Raw genomic sequence first — 24,214 nt, 5'->3', positions numbered from 1 at the left:
CGGATATAAGCAAAAAAAACCCCGCAAAGCGAGGTGTTCGAGACGTTTAGCGAGCCCGGAAGCTGCTATGCGATTCCATGTATTCGTAAGGAGAGACTCCGGCATATTTTTTGAACAACTTGATAAAATAGCTTGGATTGGCGTAGCCCACCTGCTCTGCGACGTCCGAAATCCGCATATGCTCATGCTTGAGGATGTTCTTCGCCTGTTCCATGCGAACCTGCATCACGTACTCATTGAAGTTCAGACCGGTCTCTTTCTTGAATAATTCACTGAAGTAAGTTCGGCTGAGATGGACATGCGTGGAAACTTCCTTGAGCGTGATCTCCCCGGCATAATTCAAACGAATGTACTCGCACGCCCTTTCTACCGGCTCCGCGTACCGCGGGCGAGACGCCTCCAGCCAGTCCATCAGCTCGCGAACCGCTCCGGTTGCCCAGGCGGCAAGCTGATGATAGCTCTCCTGCTGCACGATCTGCCCCGTGACCTCCGCCGATAACGCTTCAAGCCTGTCCCCCGGCAGCTGCAGGCTGCGGGCCCAACTGATGGCCGAGTAGATCAGCTCTAATACAACAGCCTTCATTTGCTTAGGAGATAGCGACTTTTCCTCTCCCGCCTTCGTCAGCACATGGCCGAATTGCTGCAGCGCATCTTGTGGCTTCCCTTCCCCCAATAAGCGGTGAAAGGAATCCATATGCGGCTTAAGCGAGGGAGTCCGCACACCGGAATGCAGGCTCAAGGTGTCCGAGTCCTGAAAGTACGCGACGCTCTTGTCGCCGTAGAATCTTTTTCGATCGAGCGCTTCCAGCGCCTCGCGCGCCTGCTCGGGTAGATAGGAGAGACTGCTGTAGGTCATGCTGATGCCTATCGCCGACTCGACGCCAAGGAATCGCCTGGCATTCTCCGCCACCCGGCTCGCCGTCAGCAGAAGCAGCTCCCGCTGCGATTTCATGCCTGATGCCGAAGCGTTCACAAGCAGCATGTAAACCTCATTCATGTATAAAAAAGAGCAGCCCCCGCCCGTCTCGGTGAACAAGGTTTCGTTGATAATATTAATCATGGCCTGCTGAAGCAGCTCGGGATTGCTGATCCTTTCGTTCTTCACCGATCCGGGAATCATGCCGAAAGCCATTAGCGCGAGATTCTTCTCCTGCAGTGCAATGCCAAAGTAAGACATCTTGGACGCAAATTGCTGAGCGGCTTGTGCGCTGCCCTGGAGCAGCTCCCCAAAATAGGCTGTCCGCAGCACCTGCTCGTTCTGATTCAACACATGGCGCAAGGAATTCAGCTCAAGCTCCTTGCTTCGTTCCATTTCAATATCCCTTTTGATTTTCTGCAAAATGTCCTCAAGTCCAGGCAAGGTGATCTCGGCTTTGAGAATATATTCGTTGGCCCCTAGCTTCAGAGCTTCGGCTGCAAAATGAAATTCGCTATAGGAGCTGAAAATCACCGAACGCACGCCCGGCTGCTCCTCCTTCAGCCGCTTGATCAGCTCCAGCCCGTCCATTCCCGGCATTTTCACATCGGTAACGACGAGATCCACCTGGTGCTGGCGGCAAAATTCCAGCGCATCTTCCCCGCTGGCTGCCTCCCCTATGATCCGGCAGTCCCCGCCAAGCTTGTCCACCGTCATCCGAAACCACTCGCGGATAATCCGTTCGTCATCGACAATCAGAATATTCATAGCTGCTGTATATCCTCCCGTTTGTAAAATGCAGGAATGCGCAGCGTGACCTTCGTCCCGGCATCCACCGCCGATTCCAGGGTCACGCCGTACTGCCGTCCGAAATGGAGCTGAATGCGCTCATGAACGTTCAACAATCCTCCGCCATGCGACAGGGTTGTCTGACCAATGGTCCTCTCCTGTGGAAAAGGCGGTACAGCACTTTGCTCCATTCCTACGCCGTCGTCGATCACTTCAAAGAGGATGTCCCTGTCCTGAAGATACCCTTTGATCACGATTGTCCCTTTGCCTCTTTTCGGCTCAAGGCCATGAAAAATCGCATTTTCCACCAAAGGCTGTAAAATCAATTTAATCGTCCGGTAGGCCAGAATGTCGTCCTCCACCTCGTATCGTACCTCCAGCATATCACCCTGGCGGATTTGCTGAATATAGAGATAGTTCTTCAGTATATCCAGCTCCTCCTCAACAGGAATCCATTCGTCTTCCTTGGAGATGGACTGCTTCAGCAGCCGAACGAGAGCCACGATGACGGAATCCACCGTCTCCTGCTTGTGCTTGTACAGCATGAACCGAATCGAGGCCAGCGTGTTGTACAGGAAATGCGGATTGATCTGGGATTGCAGCGTCTGAATTTCGGCCCGCCGTTTGTTTTGCTGCTCCCGCTTCACATCCTCCATCGAGGCATTCAGCTTCTCTACCATCTGGTTGAACTTCTGCGTCAACAGACCGATTTCATCCTCGCTGTACACGGGCGACCGGACTGTCAGATCCCCCGCCTCGACGCGGCCGAAATCCTTAGACAAGCGCTTGATCGGGATCGCCAGGCGGCGGGCCATGTAATAGGAAGCCGCAAATGAGAGCAGGACAACGATGGCAAAAACGAAGATCACCACCGTCTGAATTTTGTTAATGTTAGCTAGAACCGTCCGGGTCGGCGTATAAGAGACCAGCTTCCAGCCCGTCTTGCCAATGGTCTGGAACGCGATCAGCTGATCTGTCCCCATTTCGTGATCCACAAAAAAACCGGATTCATATTGATCGATTTTCTCGTAATAGGCGCGAGCCTTGAGATCTTCGCTTGCAAGATCCGGGTTATTCGATGAAATGATTTTGCCGTCATTTACGATGATAATCTCCTGATTCTCGTCCAAGGAGCCCGCGTACAAATTTTTCAAGGTGGATTCATCGATACGGATAATGACTAATCCGATCGGTGCCCAGCTCTCGAACCGATTGCTCGACCGCACTGCATAGACCGAACGATCGTCATGTCCCTTTGTCGCCAGACCCGGGATGGGCTCCGTGATCCACAGGATTTGTCCCTTGGCCTCCGTCGCTGCGCGGTACCAATCCTGCTGCTCCATGATTTGGATGCTCGGTTTGGTATCCAGCGGGTTCGTCGATAGCGTAAGGCCATTCAACCCTAGCAGGGTAATGTCGGGTTTCAAATTGGCGAAGGAATAAATGGAGCTCGTCAGCAGCCGGTCAAATTCGGAGCGGATTTGGACCTCTTCATAGCTGTTCGGGGAAATTGGCGCCGTAAAGCCATAATTGACCTCTCTATTTAAATAAAACGTATTGGATAGCGAGATGACGTCGTCCAGCAGCATGTCCGCTTTTTCGGAAATCTGCCCTAATATTCTTAAATTCAATTGGCTGACCTGCGACTCGATCGATTGCTTGGAGACCTGGAACGAGATGATCCCGAATAGCCCCAGCGGAATAATAATCAGACACAGGGTCGAAAGCAGAAACTTATTCTGTATGCTGCTGTTGCGAATAAACCATTTCCGGAACATGCCCGCTCACATCCTCATGCTTAGAAACCTCCCGCTTCGCGGGGGAGATCATCAGGCCAAATTATTTCATCTATTATAGCTAGGATGGAATTCTTCTGTCCATGGTGATTTCGCTTTCATTTGTTGGTTTATTATTCCTGAGCATTATTAAGATAATATTGTAAGGACTGATATGGGGGCATCTTAACAGCGTTTCTTAATAACTGAATTACTCCCCCAACGTTAGCCAGGTACTCACTAGGAGATAAAACCTCAATTAACTCTTTAGAAATATCATCAAAGGAAGGTTTATTAGTATCCTGCTCATGATTAAGGAGCAAGACATACTTCTTCAGGATAGCTTTAATTTCATTAAATTGCTCCCCATTTAAGCCATTTGCAATGATCCAATCCCAAAGACGATATTGTTCCGGTTCAAGTGTAATTTGGCGTAACAAGTTCACATATAATTCCAATCGTTGTACCTTTTCTTCTAGGGATTCAGACAAAATGTTTCACCCACTTATTTTATTGAAATATAGCTGGTTTCATATTGCCCGATGGCTCTCCAATCCGGATATCTCATTGCATTTTTCATTGATCCAGTTGATTGCTATTTCCGCTTCTACTCCTGTTAGAACACCGCACTGACTTTTGTACTGAAAGTTCTCTCTTGCCCAGACTAATATTATCTTTAAAAATTCTACCGTTTCAATTTTGCATATACTGTCCTCCTCATCCTCTTCAGCAAATATATCTTCAATCGTTGTAAAATGCTTGTCAGCGTTTATTAAATTTACATTTCCTCCACCTTCATATGAAGTTACTTTTCCTTTTAGCAGTTCGAGTAGTTTACCCACTTCTTCTTTAATAATAGCAAATTCCCAAAAAATATCCGAACCCAAAGAATTATTGATCAGATAACCATTCTTCAATGACTTGTCTACACCAAAATCCAAAATAGCTTCGTTATATTCCTCACTATATTCAGTTGTATAAATATACTTAATCATGTTATTAACTCTCCTTAGTACAACGGATATGCCGATGTAATTTTTCCATTTTTTATAATAAATTCAATCTTCATTCCTGTACTAGCAGTTCCTCTATATCTATTATTCTTGTGAACAACCTTGTTGTTGAAGGCAATATTTATTTCATCAATAACTTGTTGCGGTGTCCAATCCTTTGGAAAAAAAGTAGACCTTGCATTTTTTGGTATTCGTTCAGGTTCGGATTGTTGCGCATGCCCGAGCTACTTTCCGCCCAAGCTAAGTCCAGCAGCTCCTTCGTGATCTTCCCATCTACCTCGAACAGCTCCCAGCCGAACCACCCGCGCCGAACCGCGGCCATGGTGCTTACCGTGTTCGCGATATGCTGATAGCCCGCTACGGCGATCAGGAATTCCTGATTATATTCCCCCGTAATCTCGCCTTGGTAGATGTTCATGTCCTTCAAATACTGCTGCATGTTGCGGATATCCTCCGCAGGAACCGCCCGGTTGTATTCATCCAGCAGCGCCTGCATTTCCCTGCGCCGCTCTGCCGCTTGACGCACCGCTGCCGCAATGGCGTCGTAGTGGAGTCTTGCCCACTCCCGGTAAATGGGATTGATCATGCCAGCCGCAATCATCAAGCGCAGCTCGCTCTCTTTGGGCATCGCGGACAGATTCTGCTTCAGCGGATTGTAGTCGCAGGCATCCAGCGGAGAGCCTTTATAGAACACGGCCAAGCTGACCCCGGACTTATACCATTCCTCAGCGACGCCTAGCTTCGCCAACTGCTCCCTTTGCTGCTGGGCCGACCGATGCGCATATCCCATGTATAGCTCATTATTGTAAATCGCATATATTTTATAGGCCGCTTGGTTACGGGCAATCTCCTTGAAGCTTGAGGCGATGGCCTCAAGTTCTTCCCGCGCCCACGCCTGCTCCTTCGCCGTCCCGGTGTCCAAAATTTGCAGCAGGGAGGCGATCCGCTCATCTTCCTTTACTGGGTCGAGACGCTGCACCAAAGAGGCGTCCTGAAGCTCCAGCAAGCTTCCCCTGATCCATTGCAGCAGAGAAGGCCGTGATTCAGCGGACGAAGAATCGCCTGGATCAACGACATTCTGTTTCCCCTTCTCCAAGAAGCGCTGAAACCAGCTTTGAACCGTCCCCTTGAGGGTAAATGTCGCCGATTTTTTCACGCCAGTCGCTCTGGCCGAATCCTTCTCTGCCTTTATGTATTCATTCTCCGCATAACGTAACGCCTGAACCTTCTTCCTCATCTGCTCGTCGATCCGCTCGGCCAGCTTTCCGATTTCCCGCAGCAAGCCGCTGGCCTCGCGCGCTGCGGATCGCACATAGTGCTCGGACGGATCGGAATATGCCGCCTCCACATCGCTTATGAGCCGATGTAGTTCTCTGGACATTCCTGTGATTCCATTCTCCATCGTGCGCTCTAAACGCTCCAGGTCGCGTGCCAACCCCCCGACTCGGCCAGGATCCACCTTATTCAAGCTTGTCCAACCTCATTTCAGGAAAATATTAGTGTCTGACATTTTACCAACCCCCCTACTTTTAAGGAATATATCGGTATACCTATAAGCGCCCGATCGACATTTCCAAACTTTAGGCCTTAGGAATTAGGCAATTCTTCCAGCTACAGACATGCCGAAGCCACGCTAAAGCCCCGGCAAAATCAGTATCATTTCCTCACAAACTCCCTCACAAGCCGGAAGCCCGACCTGATCCGGGGACGCCGCAGCTTCTCCTGCACATATCGATAGTCCACCAGTTCCACCCGGGCATCCTGCATTGCATAAGCCAAATCATCGTCAAACAACAAGCGAAACTCCCATACCCGCTTCTCCCAATTGGGAATATGCGCCATCATCCAAGAATCCTCTCTTCCCGGGTGAAAATACGTCTCGCTTACACCGGACGGCAGCCTGTAGAGCTTGCCAATGATCGACCGCTTGAAGCTGTCGTACGTTTCCCCGGCTTGCAAGCCAAAGGGATGCGACAACAGATAATCCAGGATCGGCACTCCCAGCACATCTGCCAGCGCTGCAGCACGTGCCACCGGACGTTCAATACTGGACAGTGAGCTAAGCAGCGGATCTTCACGAAAAATATAGCGAAAGAACCGCGCCGGCACTTTCCACCGCGATGCCTTCCAGAACATGAGCGGCAGCATACTGCGTCCCGTTGCTACACCGTACAGGCTGCCCATGTGATTATCGATATGGCTGATGGTTATTCCGGCTTTCTTGACCCGCTCGTATTGGGCATCCAGTTCTTTGGCTACTGCTCTGGTTCGCGCCTTTTGCTCAAACTCCCTTACGGTCTTATGCATACAGCCACTCTCATCCTGGAGGGAAGCATCGCCGGTTAAGCTTCCCCAGCGCAGCGCCTCGAATTCGCTAGTCAGCGTGAGGTGAAGTCCGATGTTGGGCTGCCTCCGGCGCGCGCTCCACGCTGCGGCTTCTTCAAAGCCGGGAGCCACGGCCATCATCGTCGCCGATGACACCTTGCCTTCCTCCAACAGATGCATGATCGCCTGATTCATAGCTGTGCTTTGACCAAAATCATCGCAGTTGATAATCAGCTTTCTACTCATGGCTGCCACGGCTCCCCTCCGTGCGGTTTTCCCGAAAATCAAATTTCACCGTATAAGATATGATGACGGATATGAGCAGCAGGCATAGCGGTACGACGCTGATTAAGTATTGAAACGCCAGCGCTGGTTCAGGGCCAGGACGCTCTCCGCTCTCATATCCGAATATGAGGCCGACCACGAAAAAAGCCAGCGCCGAGATCAGCCCGCTCGAACGCGTTATGAACCCGCTTACCGCGGTATAGATACCTTCTCTCCTTAAGCCGGTTTTAGCGGCATCCTCATCAATTATTCGGCCTCCCACCAGTGCCGGGGTCACCAGAAAGCCGGCCAGCCCGAAGCCAAACACGATGCCCGCCAGCATGCCGCTAATCAAATTATGGCCGAACCAGAGCGGGATAACGGTTAATCCGTATGCGATCAGCGATAACCGCCAGGCCCTGACGCCGTCCATGCTGCGAATGATCCAGTACCAGACGAACACCATTGGAATGACCGATACGAACACGGAGGCCAGCAGGATCGATACGGAAGCCTCTGGAATCCGCAGGACGTATTTGGCGTAGAAAGGGATGATCGAGCTGACCAGCCCGTTCACGGTTTGGGCAAATGAATTGGCGATGTTGAACACCCAGAACTTCGTATTCCGCAGCGTTGCCCGAAAAGCGGCCATCAGCCGAAGCGGCTCCCCTTCGTCCGTTTCCTCTCTTTCCCGCACACTCAGCATGCAGAGGAACATAAATACAGCGAATACACCGGCATACAGGATAGCCATCTTGGAAAAGCCAACTGCTGTAAAAATAAGAGGCGTTAATGCCGTGCCGACAAGCAGCGCCGCAACCTGGTAACCCTGCTGGATCGCAGAGGCTTTGGCACGAAGGCGGTCTCCGCGAAACAGCTCCGGGAACAGGGCCCCGTAGTTCACCCACAACACCGTAGCCGCGGCCTCGAAGAGAACAAGCATAATAAGAAACCAGCTAAACAGCCCTCGCTCCGTTAGTCCACCTGGAGGGGAGAATATCAGTACAAAGCACAGCATAAACAAAGGCATCGCCCCGAACACCCACGGCCTGCGGCGGCCGTAACGGGTATGTGTCCGGTCCGACCAGTACCCGAATAACGGATTGTTCACGGCATCCCAGATGAGAAAAACCGTTCGCGCCAAAGTAGCCAGCCCAATCCCCAGCCCCAGCTTCTCCACATAGAAATAGCTATAAAACGAGCTGAAGGCCTGACTCGGCACCATCATCGCAAACATCCCCAGCGCATACGTGTACGGCGAGTTGATCCATTTTCCTTTGTCACGCATGTCACCCACACTCCCGCAGAGCGAATCGCCCCGTGATTGCACCTTTAGAAATCAATCAAGCGATCCTGGGCAGGATCGCTTGATTGGTGAATGATTCCGTATGGAGCATGCTTCATATTTATGCGTGCCGTTTTATTTCCAGAACCGGACAATCCCATCAAATATCGTATAAAGGAACATGAGGGCTGTGCAGCTCCCCGTCATCCCGAGCCAATACCCGGTCAAGAATGATCTGTTCAAAATGGGCAAAGCCTGCATCCCGATGGCGCGGCCGGGCCAGCGTAATTTGCAGATCCAGCGCAATCTCCCCCTGCTCGATCAGAATGACCCGGTCCGCCAAAGCCACCGCCTCGCTCACATCATGCGTAACCATAACGGCCGTGAAGCCCCGCCGCTTCCATAAATGCTCGATCAGGCGCTGCATCTCGATACGGGTCAACGCGTCCAGCGCGCCAAGCGGTTCATCGAACAGCAGCAGGCGCGGATTCCCGACCAAGGCCCGGGCCAAAGCGACCCGCTGCCGCTGGCCCCCGGACAGGACGGACGGCCATTCCTCAGCCCGATCTGCAAGCCCGACCAGCTCAAGGGCTTCATAGGCTCGCCGCCGCGGATCGTCGGAACCCGAGCCGGTCAGGCCCAGCTTCACGTTGTCCAGCACAGTATTCCAAGGCAGCAGGCGCGAATCCTGGAACATGAACCTCGTTGCAGGGTGAATGCCCTGAACCTCCTGCCCCTGCAGCCTCAATGACCCGCCGCTCGCCTGATCGAGCCCCGATAGAAGGCGCAGCAGCGTGCTTTTGCCGCAGCCGCTCTGGCCGACGATGGCCACGAAGCTGCCGGGCTGCACCGACAATTGAATGTTCCGCAGCACCTGCTTGCTGCCGAATTGCTTGGACACCGCGTCCAGCTCAATCGATACGCCGTTAGTCGGCGTGTCATCCTGCGCAATTCGCTTCCGGTTGCCGTCCGCTTCGGCCTGCAGGGAGGGTTCCTTCGGCGGCGCATCGAGGTACGGCTCCCGAGGCGTATCCTTTCTTAGACGCTCTTGAATCGCGAGCCTTCTTTGGCGAAGTGCGGATGCCATCTCAGCCACCTCCTTTCAAACCCTTTGGCCATCAGATCTGATAATTTGCCGAGCAGTGCGTACAGTAAAATACTAAGCACCACAACGTCCAGCTGGAAGAACTCCCGCGCATTCATTGCCATATATCCGATGCCGGAATTGGCCGCGATCGTCTCGGCCACGATCAGCGTCAGCCACATGATGCCGAGAGCGAAACGGAAGCCCACCAGAATCGACGGCAGCGCGCCTGGCAGTATAACGCGCCGGTACAGCTCCCAATGGCGCAGCCCGTACACCTGCCCCATTTCAATCAGGCTTGGATCGACCGAGCGGATGCCATGCAGCGTATTAATATAAATCGGAAAAAATACACCCAGCGCGACAAGAAAAATTCTGCCCTCTTCCCCGATGCCAAACCAGGCGATCACGAGCGGAATCATCGCCAGATGCGGCACGTTTCGGATCATCTGGATCGTGGAATCCGTCAGCTTCTCCGAGAGCGGGATCACCCCGTTCAATAACCCTAATATGAAACCCAGCAAACCGCCGATGATAAAGCCGATCAACGCTCTCCATGTGCTGATGCCGATCGCCGCCGCCAATTCACCGTTCGTCGTCAATTTCCAACCTGCCTGGAACACTTCAATCGGCGACGGCAGCGTACGTTCGGGCATAAGACCGGTGCTGCCGAGCATCTGCCAGACGATCAGAATAAGCAGGGGGATATACCAAGGCAAAGCCTGCAAATGCCACTTCTTCTTTCCCATTCCTATCGACTCCTCTTAATGCGCCGATGCCTTCGGCGTTGGCCGCACATTGTTTGCTATAATCTCGCCGAACGGGCTGATGGAGGACGGCCCCGCCGCCTCGCTTCTTTGCTGCAGCGGCAGCAGCGGGAACAGCAGCTCCGCCACGCGATAGGCTTCCTCCAAATGCGGATATCCTGAGAAAATGAATGTCTCGATCCCGAGATCCGCATACTCCTGCATCCGCTCAGCGACGATGTCCGGGCTGCCGACTAGCGCCGTGCCTGCACCACCGCGAACGAGGCCTATCCCTGCCCATAGATTCGGGCTGATCTCCAGCTGCTCCTTGCTGCCGCCATGCAGCGTGGACATCCGCTTCTGCCCGACCGAATCGAAACGGGCAAAAATTTTCTGCGCCGCCGCGATCGTCTCCTCATCCAAATGCTTGATGAGATCATGGGCCGCGGCCCAGGCCTCGTCCTCCGTCTCGCGAACGATAACATGCAGGCGGATGCCAAACCGGATCGCGCGTCCCCGCGCTTCGGCCAGCCTGCGCATCTCAGCGATCTTCTTCGCGACTTCGGCCGGCGGTTCGCCCCAGGTCAAATAGACGTCGACATGGTCCGCGGCCACCTGCTGCGCCGCCTCCGACGAGCCGCCGAACCAGAGCGGCGGATAAGGCTGCTGAATGCCGGGATACAGAATATGTCCGCCCTCGACCCGCAGATGCTTCCCTTCATAATCAACAGTCTCCCCAGAGAGCTCCCGGCGCCAAATATCAAGAAATTCACTCGTCAGCTCATAGCGGGCGGAGTGATCCAGGAACAAGCCGTCTCCAGCCAGCTCCACGGGATCGCCCCCGGCCACGACGTTCAGCAGCAGCCTGCCATCCGAAATGCGATCCAATGTCGCGGCCATTCGCGCCGCAAGCGTCGGCGAGGTCAGCCCCGGGCGGAGCGCGACAAGGAACTTCAGGCGCTGCGTAACAGGCACCAGTGAAGAAGCTACTACCCACGGATCCTCGCAAGAGCTGCCCGTCGGAATCAATACGCCCTCATAGCCGAGCCGGTCGGCTGCGACGGCAATCTGCTGCATATAATGGAGATCCACTGCACGCGCGCCTTGACTGGTACCTAAATAACGCCCATCTCCATGGGTCGGTATGAACCAAAATACTTTCATCACTCTTCTCCTCCTTAATCCGTGTCTTTCCACATGTTATTTTAAAATCGCGTCATGGATATCCAGCTTATCCGGGATAAGTCCCAGCTCATAAAAGATATCAGCAATCGATTGCTGGGCCTGGATCAGTTCCTCGTCGATCTGCTGAATGCCGTAGGCTCTGCGGCCCGCAGCCAGCTCCAGCGATTCGACGTCAATACCAAGCTGGGGCGACAGCTTCTCCGCGAGCTCTCGCGGGTGGTCCTTGGACCAAGCGTCGATTTTATCCGCCTCTTCCAGCAGAATCTCTACGAGATCCGGATACTTCTCGGCAAATTCGCGGGTGGCCAGGTAGAATTCATGATTGGAGACGACGCCCTCCCCATTGGCAATCACCCTGCCCCCCGTGGCGGTCTCCGCAGCGGCGAGGAATGGATCCCAGATCACCCAAGCATCCACGCTCCCCTTCTCGAATGCAGCACGCGCATCGGCGGGCGGCAGGTATTTTACATCGACATCCTTATAATCTACACCGTTCTCCTCCAGCTGCTTCACTAGCAAATAATGAACATTGGAGCCCTTATTGAGCACAACGGTCTTCCCTTTCAGCTCGGCGACGGATTGGAGCGGCGAATCCTTCGGTACGATGATTCCCTCGCTTCGGGGACTAGCCGGCTCATGCGCCAGATAGACCAGTTTGGCACCCGCAGCCTGGGCAAAGATCGGCGGCGCCTCTCCCGTATGCCCGACGTCGACACTCCCCACATTCAAGGCCTCAAGCAATTGCGGTCCACCCGGAAACTCCGTCCATTCGATTTTAATGTTGCGTTCTTCCTCCAGACGGCGATCGAGCGCTCCGTCCGCTTTCAGAATATTGATCGTCCCGTATTTCTGATATCCGATGCGGATCGTAATATCCCTTGTCTCGGACGGCGCCCCCGCCACCGATGCTTCCGTTGATGCCGGAACCGCTGCTGCCCCCGAGGCCGACTGGCCCTCCGCCTGGCCATCGCTGCTGCTTGCGTTGCAAGCGGACAATACCACCGCCAGCAGCAAGGCCGAAGCCGCCGCGATAACCCCCTGTGCTGCCCGTTTAGACTTACTCTTGTTCATATACAGCTCTCCCCCTTCTCTTCCTCTTCCTGATTCTCAAAAAAACCTAAGAAAAACACAAAGGTCCCCCTGATCGAAAGGCATAATACATGCCTCTATTCGATAAGAGAGACCCTCCGGCGGTCCGGTGAAGTCGATTCAATTCTGTTAATTCACATCAGTTAACTTGGATTATTTCGTATAATATCATCAGTGGCAGAATGGTGTCAAGAATTTTTCTTCACTTTATAATTGCTCACTTTCGAGAGTTGAAATATTCTTTATCCACCCTTAACTGCTGCTTTAGTATACGATTAAACAACCCCTTGCCAATTTCGCCTGTACCTTTGGATACGGCAGACCGTAATATCTGGCCGTCCGGCAAAGTTTTCTGATAAATTTTATCACGGCCCGTTTGCCGGATCATCACCCAGCCGTCACGTCTTAAAAAGTTCTCTAAATCACTCCAGCTAGGCATGGAACATTTGTTCAACCGATTCAATATCGTCTTCCAGCAGTACACGCAATACATACGGCGCATGCTTGCGTCGATTCGGTGTGTTGTAATATTGCGAATAATTATTCTCATAGTCCAGAGCATATTCAATTAGCTGTCGCGCTAATTCACTTCTAAGTTCTTCAAGTGTCTCGCCATCGGCGACTATATCCTCAATTTGTTCGATTGAACCAGCATATCTGCCATCTTCATCTTGCTCGTACTCAAAAGTCAATTCATAAATGGACAGCAGTTCCTTCGTTTGTTGTTTGGAGAATGCCATAATCACATCTCTGTTCCGTTTAACCGCCTGAGGCTTCTCACGTACGATAGTATCTATAAATCCGCCAAAATTGGCTCTAACATCGGTTGCATTCAGAACCGTTTGCATATTCATCCCTCCTCGCCTCCATTTTATAAAACTATGTACAGAATGTACACTCTGTAGTTTACTCATGATTAAACTAAATTATTCTCTACAGCCAAAGAAGACACCAATTATGGTGTCTTTACTTCTAACTGCCACCCTCTCGTGCACACACCCCATGTGCAAACGCCATATTATACCTATAAGATACGCAATTATGAATAAAGAAAGGGATATCTTCCTATGATCTATACCGCTCTTGGCGATTCGATTACATTCGGGGAGAATGCCTCCTCTTTCGCAAAAGCCTATCCCCGAGTCGCCGCATCCCTAGTAAATGCTTCAAGCTCCCATAAGGTGATTGGATATGTTCTGGCACGCCCTGGGTGGAACACCTTGGATCTGCTGGATGCCGCGGCATGGCAGGGCTCCTCTGTGATCAGCCGTTCTGCCGTCGTCTCGGTCTGGATCGGAGGCGTGGATTTGGCAAATGCAGCTCTGTCCGCGCTTGCCAGCAAACAAGTCTTAGACGCAAAACGAATCGTAGCGCGCTATAAGCGAAATTTACACGCGATTCTAACCCAGATCCAAAATACCAGCCCTGCTCGAATCCTCTGCTGCACGCAATATAATCCTTTTCCGAACAGCCCTCTGGCCGCCAAAGCGATCAGCGGCTTGAATCAAACGACGAAAGAGGTTGCGCAGAGCTACAATGCGAAAGTCATCCCCACCCATCTTTGGTTCGAAGGCAAGCAAAGCCAGCTGATTTACGGCTATCGCAAAGGGAAGATTGAGGATGCCTTGGGCGGCTTCCTGCCCATCCATCCCAATGACCGGGGCCATCAGGTGATCGCGAAGGGCCTGGCTCCTTATCTCGCCCTTAACAAGTAACCCGCACCAACTTCGGAAATAAAAATGGCACTAACCTATGCTAGGTGAGCGCCATTTTTATGTTATTGAAGCATCTCTTTTAATACCGCAGTAATGATTTTATGATCTTCGCCCTCCCCGGGCACCCCGGACACCGTAATCGTCCCTATAATCCCGACGTCTTTCACAATAATCGGAAATGCCCCTGGCTCGACCCCAAAATCTTTGCGATCAAGGAAATAGGATTCAATCGTAGTTTGGGTCGTCTTAAATAATACGTTCATGTAGTACGAACTGTGGTTGAAATGCTCGACCACTTTGTTTTTGCGTTTGATCCACAAATCATTGTCCATCGTGGCTCCGTCCAGTTTACTGTAAAACAGCTGCTGCCCGTTTTTTTGAATGCTGATCACCATCGGGCTGTTGTCCTTGAGCGCCTTCTCTACGATTTTCATCCCGATGAGCACGGCTGTATTATGAGTAAATTGGGAAAATTGCAGATCTTCCTCTTCCTGAAGCAAGCTATCTAATAACATTTGATCATCTTTCAACATGGACACATCCTTTAGTTAAAATTAAAAGAACAAAGCGAATATTTAAATCTAAGGTCATAAATCTAAAGGGAAAATAAAGCGTTTTCAGTGTATAATTATATATAGAGACAAAGGATACCGCAGGGAATATTTACTCAATCCAGTACAGTCAGGTGATGAGCTATGGATACTGCAAAAATTAAAGTATTGATTGTCGATGATGAATATTTAGTAAGAAACCTGCTTAAAAATTGTATCAATTGGGACTACCTTAATATGGAGATTGTAGCGGAAGCGGCCGATGCCAACGAAGCTTTTGATCTCCTGGAGATGCATTTGCCGGATTTGGTCATTACGGATATTTATATGCCGATTATCGACGGAATTACATTTAGTGAAATGGCCCTGCAAAAATATCCCGCCATCAAAATCGCGATCTTGTCCGGCTATGATGATTTTCAATACGCACAACGCAGCATACGCGCCGGAGTATCGGACTATTTGCTGAAGCCAATCAACGATGAAGAGGTGCTGAAGACCGTCACCCATTTGAAAACAATCATCGAGCAGGAAAGAAGGAACAATAGTGAAAATTCAAAACTAAGACGCCGCCTATATGATAATTTGCCTTATTTGAAAGAACGCTTCTTTAATGAACTACTTGAGGAAGTATCCGATAAAAAAGTGACAACCGAAAAAATGTCGTTCCTCGGCGTACATTTCAAATATGACAGCTTCCAAGTTGCCGCGATCGATATCAGCATGGCAGACATTAAGCCGTTAGATGAAAAGACTCGGCTAGCCAACAGCGAAACGCTTCTCCGTATTGTTCGAAAGTATTACGAGCGTAATCCATACACGTTTGCTTTCTTGGATGCGATGAATCGGGTCATTATCCTGAACAATGACGAACACGGCGACTTGTATGAGCAATGCGAATGGTTGAAGAGTAGAATTCTTCAGGAGACCTCCTGTTCGATCTGCATCGGCCTTGGAGATGTGAAAAGAGACGTTAACGAAATATGCACATCCTATAAAGAGGCTCTGGAAGCGATCAGCTACCGCGTTATCGTTGGCAATAACATGATCATTTTATATAACCATATCGACCTGTACAGCAAACATCATTCCTGCGATGTCAATAATTTATATAACAAGCTGGGCTTTTACATCAAAGCGGGTCTACAGGACAAATTGCAGGAGACGATTGATGAAATATATGAAAACATTGACTTGAAGGACAAAACTATCATCAACGACATCCGCAAAATCGCCATGAATATCCATATGATCTGTGTCAGGAAATTAACTGAATTCGGTCTAAACCCGGATGATGTGCAAAAAGTTGAAGCAGAATTATACAATTATTTTGTACTGGATACGATTCCCGACATCAAGCAGCATCTCGTTGAAATCACGGAAAAAACGATCCGCATCATTAATCAGCATCAAGTGCATAAAACTGGAAATTCCATTGATGATATTAAAAAGTACATCCAGGAGCATTACGCCGACACGAACCTGTCCCTCACCGAGCTGGCCAAAGTATTTTTCCTGAATCCAAGCTACTTAAGCCGTACTTTCAAGAAGGAGACTGGCACTAATTTTATCGAGTATTTGACGACAGTTCGTGTGGAAAATGCGATTGCGCTGCTGAAAGAACAAGATATGAAAGCGTTTGAAATTGCCAAAGCGGTGGGGATATCCGATTCCAACTATTTCAGCACCTGCTTTAAGAAATACACGGGCATTTCCGTAAGCGATTACAGAAGAACGCTAAAATCATAATGAGATGAAGAACCTCCCACCCGTCTTGCATGGGGAAGGAGGTTCTATTGTTGTGTCCTGTTACAGCAGCCATTGTATAGATTCTCTGATCAATCGATGCATCTCGGGATGCGCCAATCCCTCTGCACGATGTGTCGGTGTAACGCAGCACACGCGCCCCGCACCGAAATTATGCGCCCATCCGGCAACAGATACCCCGTCCAGCGATTCCGCTTCAAGGAACACATGCGTATTCGTCTGGTCGCATTCAACAAAGTAATGCTCATCAATGACTTCAAACCGCGTTGGCGCGCCCAGGAAACACGGTTCTCCCCGGCGCTGATATTTAACAGGCTTATTCACCCGAGGGTGAAACTTGAACATTCCTTTCAGCATGAGGCCGTAAGGGCCTTCTTCCGGGTAGGACGCGAGCCCGGCATGCCAGGCCAGCCAGCTTCCGCCCTGCTGCACATAATCCGATATTTGCGTCTCCAGCTCAGGCGTCATCCAGCAACGGATTTGTTCATCGGTGGGATTAAGACGATTTTCCTTATTGAGAACAAACAGGTCGGGCTTCTCCAAAAGTGCAGAAGCTAAGTTGTCGACACCGATATCCTGTAATTCAACATGATCTCCCATTGGCGCGATGGCTGCTTTTAAGGAGTCCAGGATGAGGTCATGATCATGATAATAATCTCCCAGCAGCGCAAAGATTCTTTTTTTCATATTTCCCCCTCCAGTATTTCCATGCCTGATTCCTTACAGTTCCATAGGTTCTCCCTTGTAATTGATGAACCCGGTGCCGTTATCCTGAATCGGCTTCTCGCCGATGGCGATGCGGTAAATACTTTCTGCCGATTCATACGGCTCGATTTGCGCGTAAGTACGGCCCATTTCTGTATTCATCCGGCCTGGATGCATGGCATAAATGGCGCATTGATCCCCGACCGTTGCCCGGAAGACGAACACCGCCTTGTTCGCAGCGGCCTTGGAGACCGAGTAGTATGGATACACGCTCCCGTTGTTCGTGACACTCCCTGCCTCGGAGGTAACCATAATCATCATGCCACCTCCGTCGCCGCGCATAACCGGCAAAAATCGCTGCATAACAATTACGGTGCCCACCGTATTCACTTCCAGCGATAGCCGCAATTCTCTCAAGTCGGTATCCACAATCGTCCCTTCCCGGTCACCCGGCAACAGGACACCCGCAACGTTAATCAATACGTCGACTTGACCAAATAATTGCTGCGCGGCTTGGGCCGCAGCCTGGATCGATTCCTCGCTGGATACGTCCATCGGAATCAGATGAACATTTTGCGGATAAGAACTCTGCAAATCATTAACCTCAGGCGAACTATCTTTGCTAAATACGCCAGCAATCACTTGATGATTATTTTCGGCAAAAACTTTGGCCAGGTAATAACCCAGTCCCCGGTTAGCACCGATTACGACAATATTCATGCGAATGGACCTCCATTATGTGGGATATCAATCGTTCTCCAGCAACTCCAACATCACTTTAAGATCGTCTGAGCTGTCGATATAAGAGTATCTGCCGCCGGTATATTCGCCGGTTTGGACGAGATTCATGCCAAGCTCCTGCAATTTAGCAATTTTACCCTTCGAATCTTCAATATAAAATGCAATATGATGCACGCCTTCACCATGTGTGTCGAGGAATTCCCGCCAGGTGGAAGGATTGTGATCCGGTTCAATCAACTCGATTTCCACCGAACCGGGAGTACGGAAGAACATCAGCTTGGCTCTGGCCGTCGTAGGATTGTTTCTGTAGTGAATCTGCGATTTTTCAAACTCATCGGTAAGTTCGATGGGCGGAACTTCTACACCGAGGAAGTCTGCGTACTTCTTGCCAGTTACCTCGATATCCTTCACAATGAGACCGATTTGTGCAACCACTTTTGTACCCAGAATGCCTTTTTCCATTGATGAACACCATCCATTCTTTGTTTTTTTGCTTGAACTTTAATTTTTTGGTTCGTATTTCAGATTCAGCAATACGCCAAGCTGGGCTTCGCTGTCGACAAATGTGTAGCTGCCGCCAGGATATTCACCGGTATGACGCACCGGAATGCCCCGCTTCTCCAGCGCTGATAATGCTTCCTCTCGATCCTTAACCATAAAGCCGATATGATGAACGCCTTCACCCTTCTCTTCCAGGAACTCTTTCCAGGAGCTTGGATGCTCATCGGGTTCTGTAAGCTCCAGAATGATAGACCCGAGTTCAAACACGCATAATTTGGCGCGGGTACCGGTAGGCAAGCCTCTGTATTTGGTATGGCTCTCCTCTTCCGGTGCGAGCAGCCATATTTCAGGAACTTCAACACCAAAGATTTCAGCATAATTTTTGGCTGCTGCTTCAATATCTTTGACGACCAAGGCAATTTGACAAATTTGATGTGGATCGATAATGCCCATTTGGTTCACTCCCTAACATTGATATATATATAAACACGTGTTGAACCAATGATCTGAACTCCTCCTCTCCGCAACACGCGCCTAAACCTGATTAAAGTTGAAGTGTTTTATTCGAGTTTGCCTTATCATTTATGGCTGGAATCGTAAGCGTAATTTTAGTGCCATATCCAATTTGACTCTCGATTTGAAAGTCTGCCTTGGCGTTGTAATAGATGCTTAGTCTTTCAATGGTAGCTTTTAACCCGACGCCATTCGTCAAACCTTGTTGGATCTGCGTCAGTCTTTCTTCTTCCATGCCCGCTCCGTCATCTTCCACGATCAATTGGATCGAATCCCCGCAAAATAAAGATTGAACCGTGATCAGACCAGGCCCGATTTTCGCCCGAATCCCGTGATTGATAGCGTTCTCAACTAATGGTTGCAAAACGAGACGCGGAATGGTGTAATCGAGCGTCCGCTCGTCAAAGTGGGTAGTGACGGTAAATTTATCGCCATACCTGTATTTCAGAATCGTCAGGTATTGCTCGACAATATCCAGCTCCTGTCTAATGGTGATTTCTTCATGGCCTTGATTTAATGACGATCTATAGAATTTGCCCAAGGCTTTGACAATCGTGTATACATCCTCATGGTTTCCCGATAAAGCCAGTGAGCTGATCGCATCAAAAGTATTGTAAAGAAAGTGCGGCTTGATCTGGTTCTGCAATGCCTCCAGCTCCATTTTCCGTTTTGCCGCCTGTTCCTGGACCACATTGTCAAACAACAGCTGAATTTCACGAATCATCATGTTATATACATTTTTCAATCTGCCGATTTCATCATTGCCCGTTTTGATCGACACCTCTTGGAATACGCCTCTTTCCACCGTTTTCATAGCATTGACCAGCTTCTGAATGGGCTTGGAAATGAGGAGTGAAGTGAAGACAATACCGCACATTAATAAGACCCCGTTGACGAGCAAGGTGATAATAAAAATAATAGTGTACGTCTGATCCTGTGTGCTAAGCTCGTTAAACGGGGTAATCGCAATAAGCTTCCAATCGAACTCGGTGCGCAAATTGGACACGATGTATTGCTTGCTGCCAACCTTTTTAATCTCGGAATGATCTTCCTTGTCCAGGACGTGGTCAATAATGACCGCAAATTCCTGTTCCTCGGCAAGGCTGGCATGAAGGAAATCGTTGTTGTACTCATCTTTCAAAATGTACTGGGTATTATAGGTGTTGCCATCTTTATTCAAATATTTGTTGATCGTGTCGGCCGAAATGTTGACCATCAAGTAGCCGATCGGCTTTTGAGTATCAATGTTGTTAATGACTCGAATCATCGAGATGTAGTTCATATCCTGACTGTCAAAGGTCCCGCCGCCATTCATTTTGAGCAAATAACTGCCGTTTAAACGAACCAGCTCATCGAACCAAGGCGCTTCTTTGATTTTCGTCAGGCTTACCGCTTTATACGAGGCATTGTCGGCGTAATACTTGTGACCCTCGTTGTCAAAGACGTAAATAGAAGAAATGACTTCATTAAAGTTCATCGATTCCTCGAGATAGTTTTCTACCTGCCGCTGAACCACCGGATCATTTCGTTTGCTGTTTTGGCTTAGTGCCGACTGCAAGGTTTTGCTCGACAGCAGAATCTTCTCTTGATTGCTGGTCGTTTCAATTAAGAAATTCAAATTGGCATCGACCGTCTTTACCGTTTCCATCAGCATTTGGCCCACCTTTTTGGTGACCGTACTATAATTGAGCTGCTTGTAAACAACGACGCTCAATACCATGAAAATAATGATCATGATCGAATAATAAATGATAATCTTTGGCGTAATCTTTAAGTCCATAAACCATTTCTTCAGTTTTCTCATGCGCACAACTCCTTACCGGCCGGGTTTAAGGACAACCACATTCTACTATGATTTTGGGGTGATTTATATATGGATTGCAGCTTAAGTAAAAATATCAAAGGTACGAGTCAATATATTAGATTCAAGTTCAGTTGTATTTTAATTATGATGAAAGCGTATCAAAAAAGCTATGACATTCGAAAAGGGAGGATTCATATGAAACGAATTACGAAAATGATGGTTTCTACATTATTAGTGGCATCACTGGCTGTAGGCTTGTCTGCTTGTGGCAATTCGTCCGGAACCAATAGCAGCAGCGGCACGAATAACGGAACGGCGCCTAAGGCGGAAAAGGTCACACTTTCTTTTTGGGGAATAAGCACGGCAGAGCCAGAAAGATCTGAATTGGAGAAAATTATTAAAGAATGGAACGATAACAACCCGGACATTCAAATTGAATACAGTGGTACAGAGAACAACGCTTATAAAACAAAAATCAAAACGGCCATCGCCGCCGGCGAAGCTCCCGATATTATGTATTCCTGGACTGGCGGTTTTGCCCAACCGTTTGTAGAAGCCGGCAAAATTCTAAGTCTGGATGAATATTTGACGGATGAAACGAAAGATCAAATGCTGCCAGGCGCGCTGGACAACATTACTTATGACGGAAAGGTTTACGGTATCACTTACGGTCAAATGGCCGGTGCCCTATACGTCAACACCGAGCTGTTCGATCAATATCAGGTCAAAATCCCCACGACGTTTAGCGAGTTGATGACGGCTGTAGATACGTTTAATCAGAACGGAGTTAAGCCGATGATTACCGGTATGAAAGATTTATGGCCGGGAATGTGGATTTACGATATGATCGCCCTTCGTGAAAGCGGTTCCCAGCTGTCGCTGGATGCGTTGAATGGCAAAGCATCTTTCACTGATCCGGCATTTGTGAATGCGGCGGACAAAATACAACAGCTGGTTAATGCAGGGGCATTTGGCAACGGCGTTTTGGGTATGACACAGGATGAAGCGGAAGCGGAGTTCAACCAAGGTAAAGTCGCCATGTTGTTCGGCGGTAACTGGATGGCGTCCAAAATGGAAGCGGATTCATCTATGGTCAAAGGAAAAATCAAAGCCGTCAGATTCCCGGCGAGCGAAGACGGCAAAGGCGATCCGACCGAATATGTCGGCGGCGGCAGCGACGCTATGCTTGTAAGCGCAGACACAAAATACAAGGAGCAAGCCGTTAAAGCGGCCACTTACCTGGCTAAAGCCCAAGCAGAGCAAGGTTACCTGTCGGGAATCAATTTGCCAACCTGGAAATATGACAGCCTGGATCAATCCCAAATTAACCCGTTAGCTAAAGAAATCATGGATAATATCATCACGGGAGCTGCGGGCAGTGTGCCTGTTTGGGACATTTATCTGAACGGTGCTGATGCAAAAACGCATCAAGATTTGGTTGCAGAAGTGTTCGCCAATCAAATTACTCCTGAACAATTCGGAGCTCAGATGCAAGACAAAGTCAACGGTAATTAATCCGTTAAGCAAATATTTTCCCTGCTAATCGATTGATCTCATTGGCAGGGAAAATTTATTACAGGCCCATGAAATTTGCTGAGCCTGTTCATCAAGGAGGTATCACTTCGTATGCAAAATCTGCTGGGCGATAAAAAAGCGATTTTTCTGTTCGTTTTCCCGACATTTCTAGTCTTCACTGTCATCATCATTCTTCCGATTTTTTTCTCCGGCTATTACAGCTTGCTGGAATGGGATGGCTTCTCCAATGGTAAATTTATCGGGTTAGGAAATTATGTGGATTTATTCGTAAACAACACGGACGGTTTTACGAAAGGTGTCAAGAATTCCATCGTTTTGGCTATCGTTTCCGTCGGCATCCAGCTCCCTATTTCACTATTGCTCGCTTTAATTTTGGCAAGGGGCGTAAAGTTCGAGAAGCTGTACAGAACCGTTTACTTTATTCCGGTGATCATTTCCACCGTCGTGATCGGTCAATTATGGATGAAAATTTATCATCCCAACTACGGTATGCTTAATATCATTCTCAATAAAATAGGTTTGGGATTCCTTGCGAACGAATGGATCGGCAATACGCAAACAGCGCTTGGTGCTGTCTTTGTAGCATTGCTGTGGCAATATGTCGGTTATCATATGCTGCTCATGTACGCTTCGGCCAAATCGATTTCCACCGAAATTTATGAAGCGGCCAAAATCGACGGAGCCAATGAGCCTACACTGGCCCTAAAAATCACGATTCCACTCATGAAGCCTATCCTGCGCGTTTGCGTCGTTTTTTCCGTCATTGGTTCGTTTAAAGCCTTTGATTTGATCTATGTACTGACGAACGGCGGACCATTGCATGCTACAGAAGTGCCAACGACGATTATGTATACATCGATTTTTGCCAAATACCAATATGGATACGGAAGTGCGATGGCCATCTTCATCATCGTCGAGTGTCTGGTTGCAACGGTAATCATTCAAAGAATGTTTGGCAAAGATCCTGTTAATTAGAGAGAAAAGGTGGTGTGAACCATGGAAAGCAACGTTATGACAGTCCCCCAAATGAATCCAAAGTCCAAATTCAGCTTCAAGACAACGGGTAAGGCACTTCTCTCCCTGGCTCTGGCGGCGTACGCTATCATTCAGGTGTATCCGCTGTTCTGGCTGCTGCTGTTCTCATTTAAAGATAACAATGAAATATTCGGCGGCAACGTGCTGGGGCTTCCCGAGGTCTGGAGATGGTCCAACTACACATCCGCTTTAACAACCGGTGATGTAGGAGTCTACTTCATCAACAGCATCATCGTCACAGCGGCGACGATCCTTCTGTCGAGTGTCATGCTGGCGGCGACTTCTTACGCTATTGTCCGCATGTACTGGAAGCTGAACAATTTGTTTTTGACTTATTTTCTGATCGGTCTCATGGTGCCGATTCATGCTACTTTGCTGCCGTTGTTCGTCATCTTGAGAAATATGCATATGCTGAATACGTATTGGTCGCTCATTATTCCATATGTGGCGTTTGCACTACCGATGGGGATATTCATTCTGACCGGATTTTTGAATAGTATTCCGCGTGAACTGGAGGAAGCGGCTTGTATTGATGGTTGCAGCATTTACAAAATATTCGGCAAAATCATCATTCCGCTGCTAAGACCTGCGCTGGCTACCGTGGCGATTTTCACTTACATGAACACCTGGAATGAGCTTATGTTCGCGAATACGTTTATTAACAGCGAGAAGCTAAAAACCTTGACGGTAGGTATTATGTCGCTCGCCGGACAACATACCACAGACTGGGGGCCGATCGGTGCTGGTCTCGTAATCGCCACAATTCCAACGCTGCTCATTTATGTGCTGCTAAGTGATCAGGTCCAAAAAAGCCTGATCGTCGGATCCGTAAAAGGATAATGGATAGACAAAGCCAAAGCCCGCTCCTGGAGCGG

At 49.3% G+C, this 24,214-nt stretch carries 25 protein-coding genes; 5 read left to right on the top strand and 20 right to left on the bottom strand.

Annotation, left to right across the window (positions count from 1 at the left end; translation table 11 throughout):
- Positions 1-46 precede the first annotated feature (46 nt).
- The 14 genes from QNH46_RS01875 to QNH46_RS01810 all read right to left on the bottom strand — a co-directional run bounded on the left by QNH46_RS01875 (position 47) and on the right by QNH46_RS01810 (position 13,319).
- Positions 47-1,684: a response regulator gene (locus QNH46_RS01875; protein ID WP_283926673.1), complete on the bottom strand. Its 1,638-nt coding sequence runs from the start codon at positions 1,682-1,684 to the stop codon at positions 47-49.
- Entirely contained in the window at positions 1,681-3,483 is a 1,803-nt protein-coding gene (locus QNH46_RS01870; RefSeq protein WP_283926672.1) for a cache domain-containing sensor histidine kinase, read from the bottom strand. The genes QNH46_RS01875 and QNH46_RS01870 overlap by 4 nt, the downstream gene beginning before the upstream one ends.
- Before the next feature lie 131 nt (positions 3,484-3,614).
- Positions 3,615-3,926 carry a hypothetical protein gene (locus QNH46_RS01865; RefSeq protein ID WP_283926671.1) on the bottom strand — a complete coding sequence of 104 codons (312 nt, stop codon included), beginning with the start codon at positions 3,924-3,926 and terminating at the stop codon, positions 3,615-3,617.
- An 84-nt stretch (positions 3,927-4,010) separates the two neighbouring features.
- Positions 4,011-4,475, bottom strand: a complete 465-nt coding sequence (locus QNH46_RS01860; protein ID WP_283926670.1) for a hypothetical protein — start codon at positions 4,473-4,475, stop codon at positions 4,011-4,013.
- Between the two features lie 14 nt (positions 4,476-4,489).
- A complete protein-coding gene (locus QNH46_RS01855; protein WP_347342987.1) occupies positions 4,490-4,684 on the bottom strand; it encodes an EndoU domain-containing protein in 195 nt (64 codons plus the stop codon).
- The gene (locus tag QNH46_RS01850) at positions 4,615-5,961 is read right to left on the bottom strand and encodes a hypothetical protein (RefSeq protein WP_283926669.1); all 1,347 of its coding nucleotides are present in this window, start codon (positions 5,959-5,961) and stop codon (positions 4,615-4,617) included. Before QNH46_RS01850 ends, QNH46_RS01855 begins: the two co-directional genes overlap by 70 nt.
- A gap of 188 nt (positions 5,962-6,149) precedes the next feature.
- The gene (locus tag QNH46_RS01845; RefSeq protein WP_283926668.1) at positions 6,150-7,064 is read right to left on the bottom strand and encodes a polysaccharide deacetylase family protein; all 915 of its coding nucleotides are present in this window, start codon (positions 7,062-7,064) and stop codon (positions 6,150-6,152) included.
- Entirely contained in the window at positions 7,057-8,370 is a 1,314-nt protein-coding gene (locus tag QNH46_RS01840; RefSeq protein ID WP_283926667.1) for an MFS transporter, read from the bottom strand. The genes QNH46_RS01845 and QNH46_RS01840 overlap by 8 nt, the downstream gene beginning before the upstream one ends.
- Positions 8,371-8,527: 157 nt before the next feature.
- Positions 8,528-9,454 (bottom strand): ATP-binding cassette domain-containing protein, encoded by a 927-nt coding sequence (locus QNH46_RS01835; protein WP_283926666.1) that lies wholly within the window; start codon positions 9,452-9,454, stop codon positions 8,528-8,530.
- On the bottom strand, positions 9,406-10,200 hold the full coding sequence (gene ssuC / locus QNH46_RS01830; RefSeq protein ID WP_283926665.1) for an aliphatic sulfonate ABC transporter permease SsuC: 795 nt from the start codon (positions 10,198-10,200) through the stop codon (positions 9,406-9,408). Before ssuC ends, QNH46_RS01835 begins: the two co-directional genes overlap by 49 nt.
- Positions 10,201-10,215: 15 nt before the next feature.
- Positions 10,216-11,361: an FMNH2-dependent alkanesulfonate monooxygenase gene (gene ssuD, locus QNH46_RS01825; RefSeq protein ID WP_283926664.1), complete on the bottom strand. Its 1,146-nt coding sequence runs from the start codon at positions 11,359-11,361 to the stop codon at positions 10,216-10,218.
- A gap of 36 nt (positions 11,362-11,397) precedes the next feature.
- Complete coding sequence (locus QNH46_RS01820) at positions 11,398-12,453, bottom strand: sulfonate ABC transporter substrate-binding protein (protein ID WP_283926663.1); 1,056 nt, start codon at positions 12,451-12,453, stop codon at positions 11,398-11,400.
- Between the two features lie 235 nt (positions 12,454-12,688).
- Complete coding sequence (locus QNH46_RS01815; protein WP_283928318.1) at positions 12,689-12,859, bottom strand: type II toxin-antitoxin system HicA family toxin; 171 nt, start codon at positions 12,857-12,859, stop codon at positions 12,689-12,691.
- Positions 12,860-12,902: 43 nt separating this feature from the next.
- Entirely contained in the window at positions 12,903-13,319 is a 417-nt protein-coding gene (locus tag QNH46_RS01810; RefSeq protein ID WP_283926662.1) for a hypothetical protein, read from the bottom strand.
- Positions 13,320-13,538: 219 nt separating this feature from the next.
- Between QNH46_RS01810 and QNH46_RS01805 the strand changes: the two genes are divergently transcribed.
- Positions 13,539-14,186 carry an SGNH/GDSL hydrolase family protein gene (locus QNH46_RS01805; RefSeq protein ID WP_283926661.1) on the top strand — a complete coding sequence of 216 codons (648 nt, stop codon included), beginning with the start codon at positions 13,539-13,541 and terminating at the stop codon, positions 14,184-14,186.
- 62 nt (positions 14,187-14,248) lie between these two features.
- Here QNH46_RS01805 and QNH46_RS01800 read toward each other — a convergent pair whose 3' ends face one another.
- Positions 14,249-14,716 (bottom strand): heme-degrading domain-containing protein, encoded by a 468-nt coding sequence (locus QNH46_RS01800; RefSeq protein ID WP_283926660.1) that lies wholly within the window; start codon positions 14,714-14,716, stop codon positions 14,249-14,251.
- Between the two features lie 165 nt (positions 14,717-14,881).
- Between QNH46_RS01800 and QNH46_RS01795 the strand changes: the two genes are divergently transcribed.
- Positions 14,882-16,486, top strand: coding sequence for a response regulator (locus QNH46_RS01795; RefSeq protein ID WP_283926659.1), 1,605 nt, complete (start codon positions 14,882-14,884; stop codon positions 16,484-16,486).
- 60 nt (positions 16,487-16,546) lie between these two features.
- Here the strand turns inward: QNH46_RS01795 and QNH46_RS01790 are convergent, their stop codons facing one another.
- The 5 genes from QNH46_RS01790 to QNH46_RS01770 all read right to left on the bottom strand — a co-directional run bounded on the left by QNH46_RS01790 (position 16,547) and on the right by QNH46_RS01770 (position 20,768).
- Entirely contained in the window at positions 16,547-17,191 is a 645-nt protein-coding gene (locus tag QNH46_RS01790) for a ThuA domain-containing protein (RefSeq protein ID WP_283926658.1), read from the bottom strand.
- Between the two features lie 33 nt (positions 17,192-17,224).
- Positions 17,225-17,929 carry an SDR family NAD(P)-dependent oxidoreductase gene (locus QNH46_RS01785; protein WP_283926657.1) on the bottom strand — a complete coding sequence of 235 codons (705 nt, stop codon included), beginning with the start codon at positions 17,927-17,929 and terminating at the stop codon, positions 17,225-17,227.
- A gap of 27 nt (positions 17,930-17,956) precedes the next feature.
- Complete coding sequence (locus tag QNH46_RS01780) at positions 17,957-18,412, bottom strand: VOC family protein (RefSeq protein ID WP_283926656.1); 456 nt, start codon at positions 18,410-18,412, stop codon at positions 17,957-17,959.
- Between the two features lie 39 nt (positions 18,413-18,451).
- Positions 18,452-18,904 (bottom strand): VOC family protein, encoded by a 453-nt coding sequence (locus QNH46_RS01775; RefSeq protein ID WP_283926655.1) that lies wholly within the window; start codon positions 18,902-18,904, stop codon positions 18,452-18,454.
- Positions 18,905-18,995: 91 nt separating this feature from the next.
- Positions 18,996-20,768 (bottom strand): cache domain-containing sensor histidine kinase, encoded by a 1,773-nt coding sequence (locus QNH46_RS01770; protein ID WP_283926654.1) that lies wholly within the window; start codon positions 20,766-20,768, stop codon positions 18,996-18,998.
- 195 nt (positions 20,769-20,963) lie between these two features.
- On the opposite strand from QNH46_RS01770, the gene QNH46_RS01765 reads away from it, so the two are divergent.
- The 3 genes from QNH46_RS01765 to QNH46_RS01755 all read left to right on the top strand — a co-directional run bounded on the left by QNH46_RS01765 (position 20,964) and on the right by QNH46_RS01755 (position 24,179).
- A complete protein-coding gene (locus tag QNH46_RS01765; protein WP_283926653.1) occupies positions 20,964-22,283 on the top strand; it encodes an extracellular solute-binding protein in 1,320 nt (439 codons plus the stop codon).
- A 111-nt stretch (positions 22,284-22,394) separates the two neighbouring features.
- A complete protein-coding gene (locus QNH46_RS01760) occupies positions 22,395-23,279 on the top strand; it encodes a carbohydrate ABC transporter permease (protein WP_283926652.1) in 885 nt (294 codons plus the stop codon).
- Positions 23,280-23,300: 21 nt separating this feature from the next.
- Positions 23,301-24,179, top strand: a complete 879-nt coding sequence (locus QNH46_RS01755) for a carbohydrate ABC transporter permease (protein WP_283926651.1) — start codon at positions 23,301-23,303, stop codon at positions 24,177-24,179.
- Positions 24,180-24,214: the final 35 nt, after the last annotated feature.

It is taken from the genome of Paenibacillus woosongensis (assembly GCF_030122845.1).
Classification (GTDB): domain Bacteria; phylum Bacillota; class Bacilli; order Paenibacillales; family Paenibacillaceae; genus Fontibacillus; species Fontibacillus woosongensis_A.
This window is presented reverse-complemented; position numbering and strand designations above follow the sequence as displayed.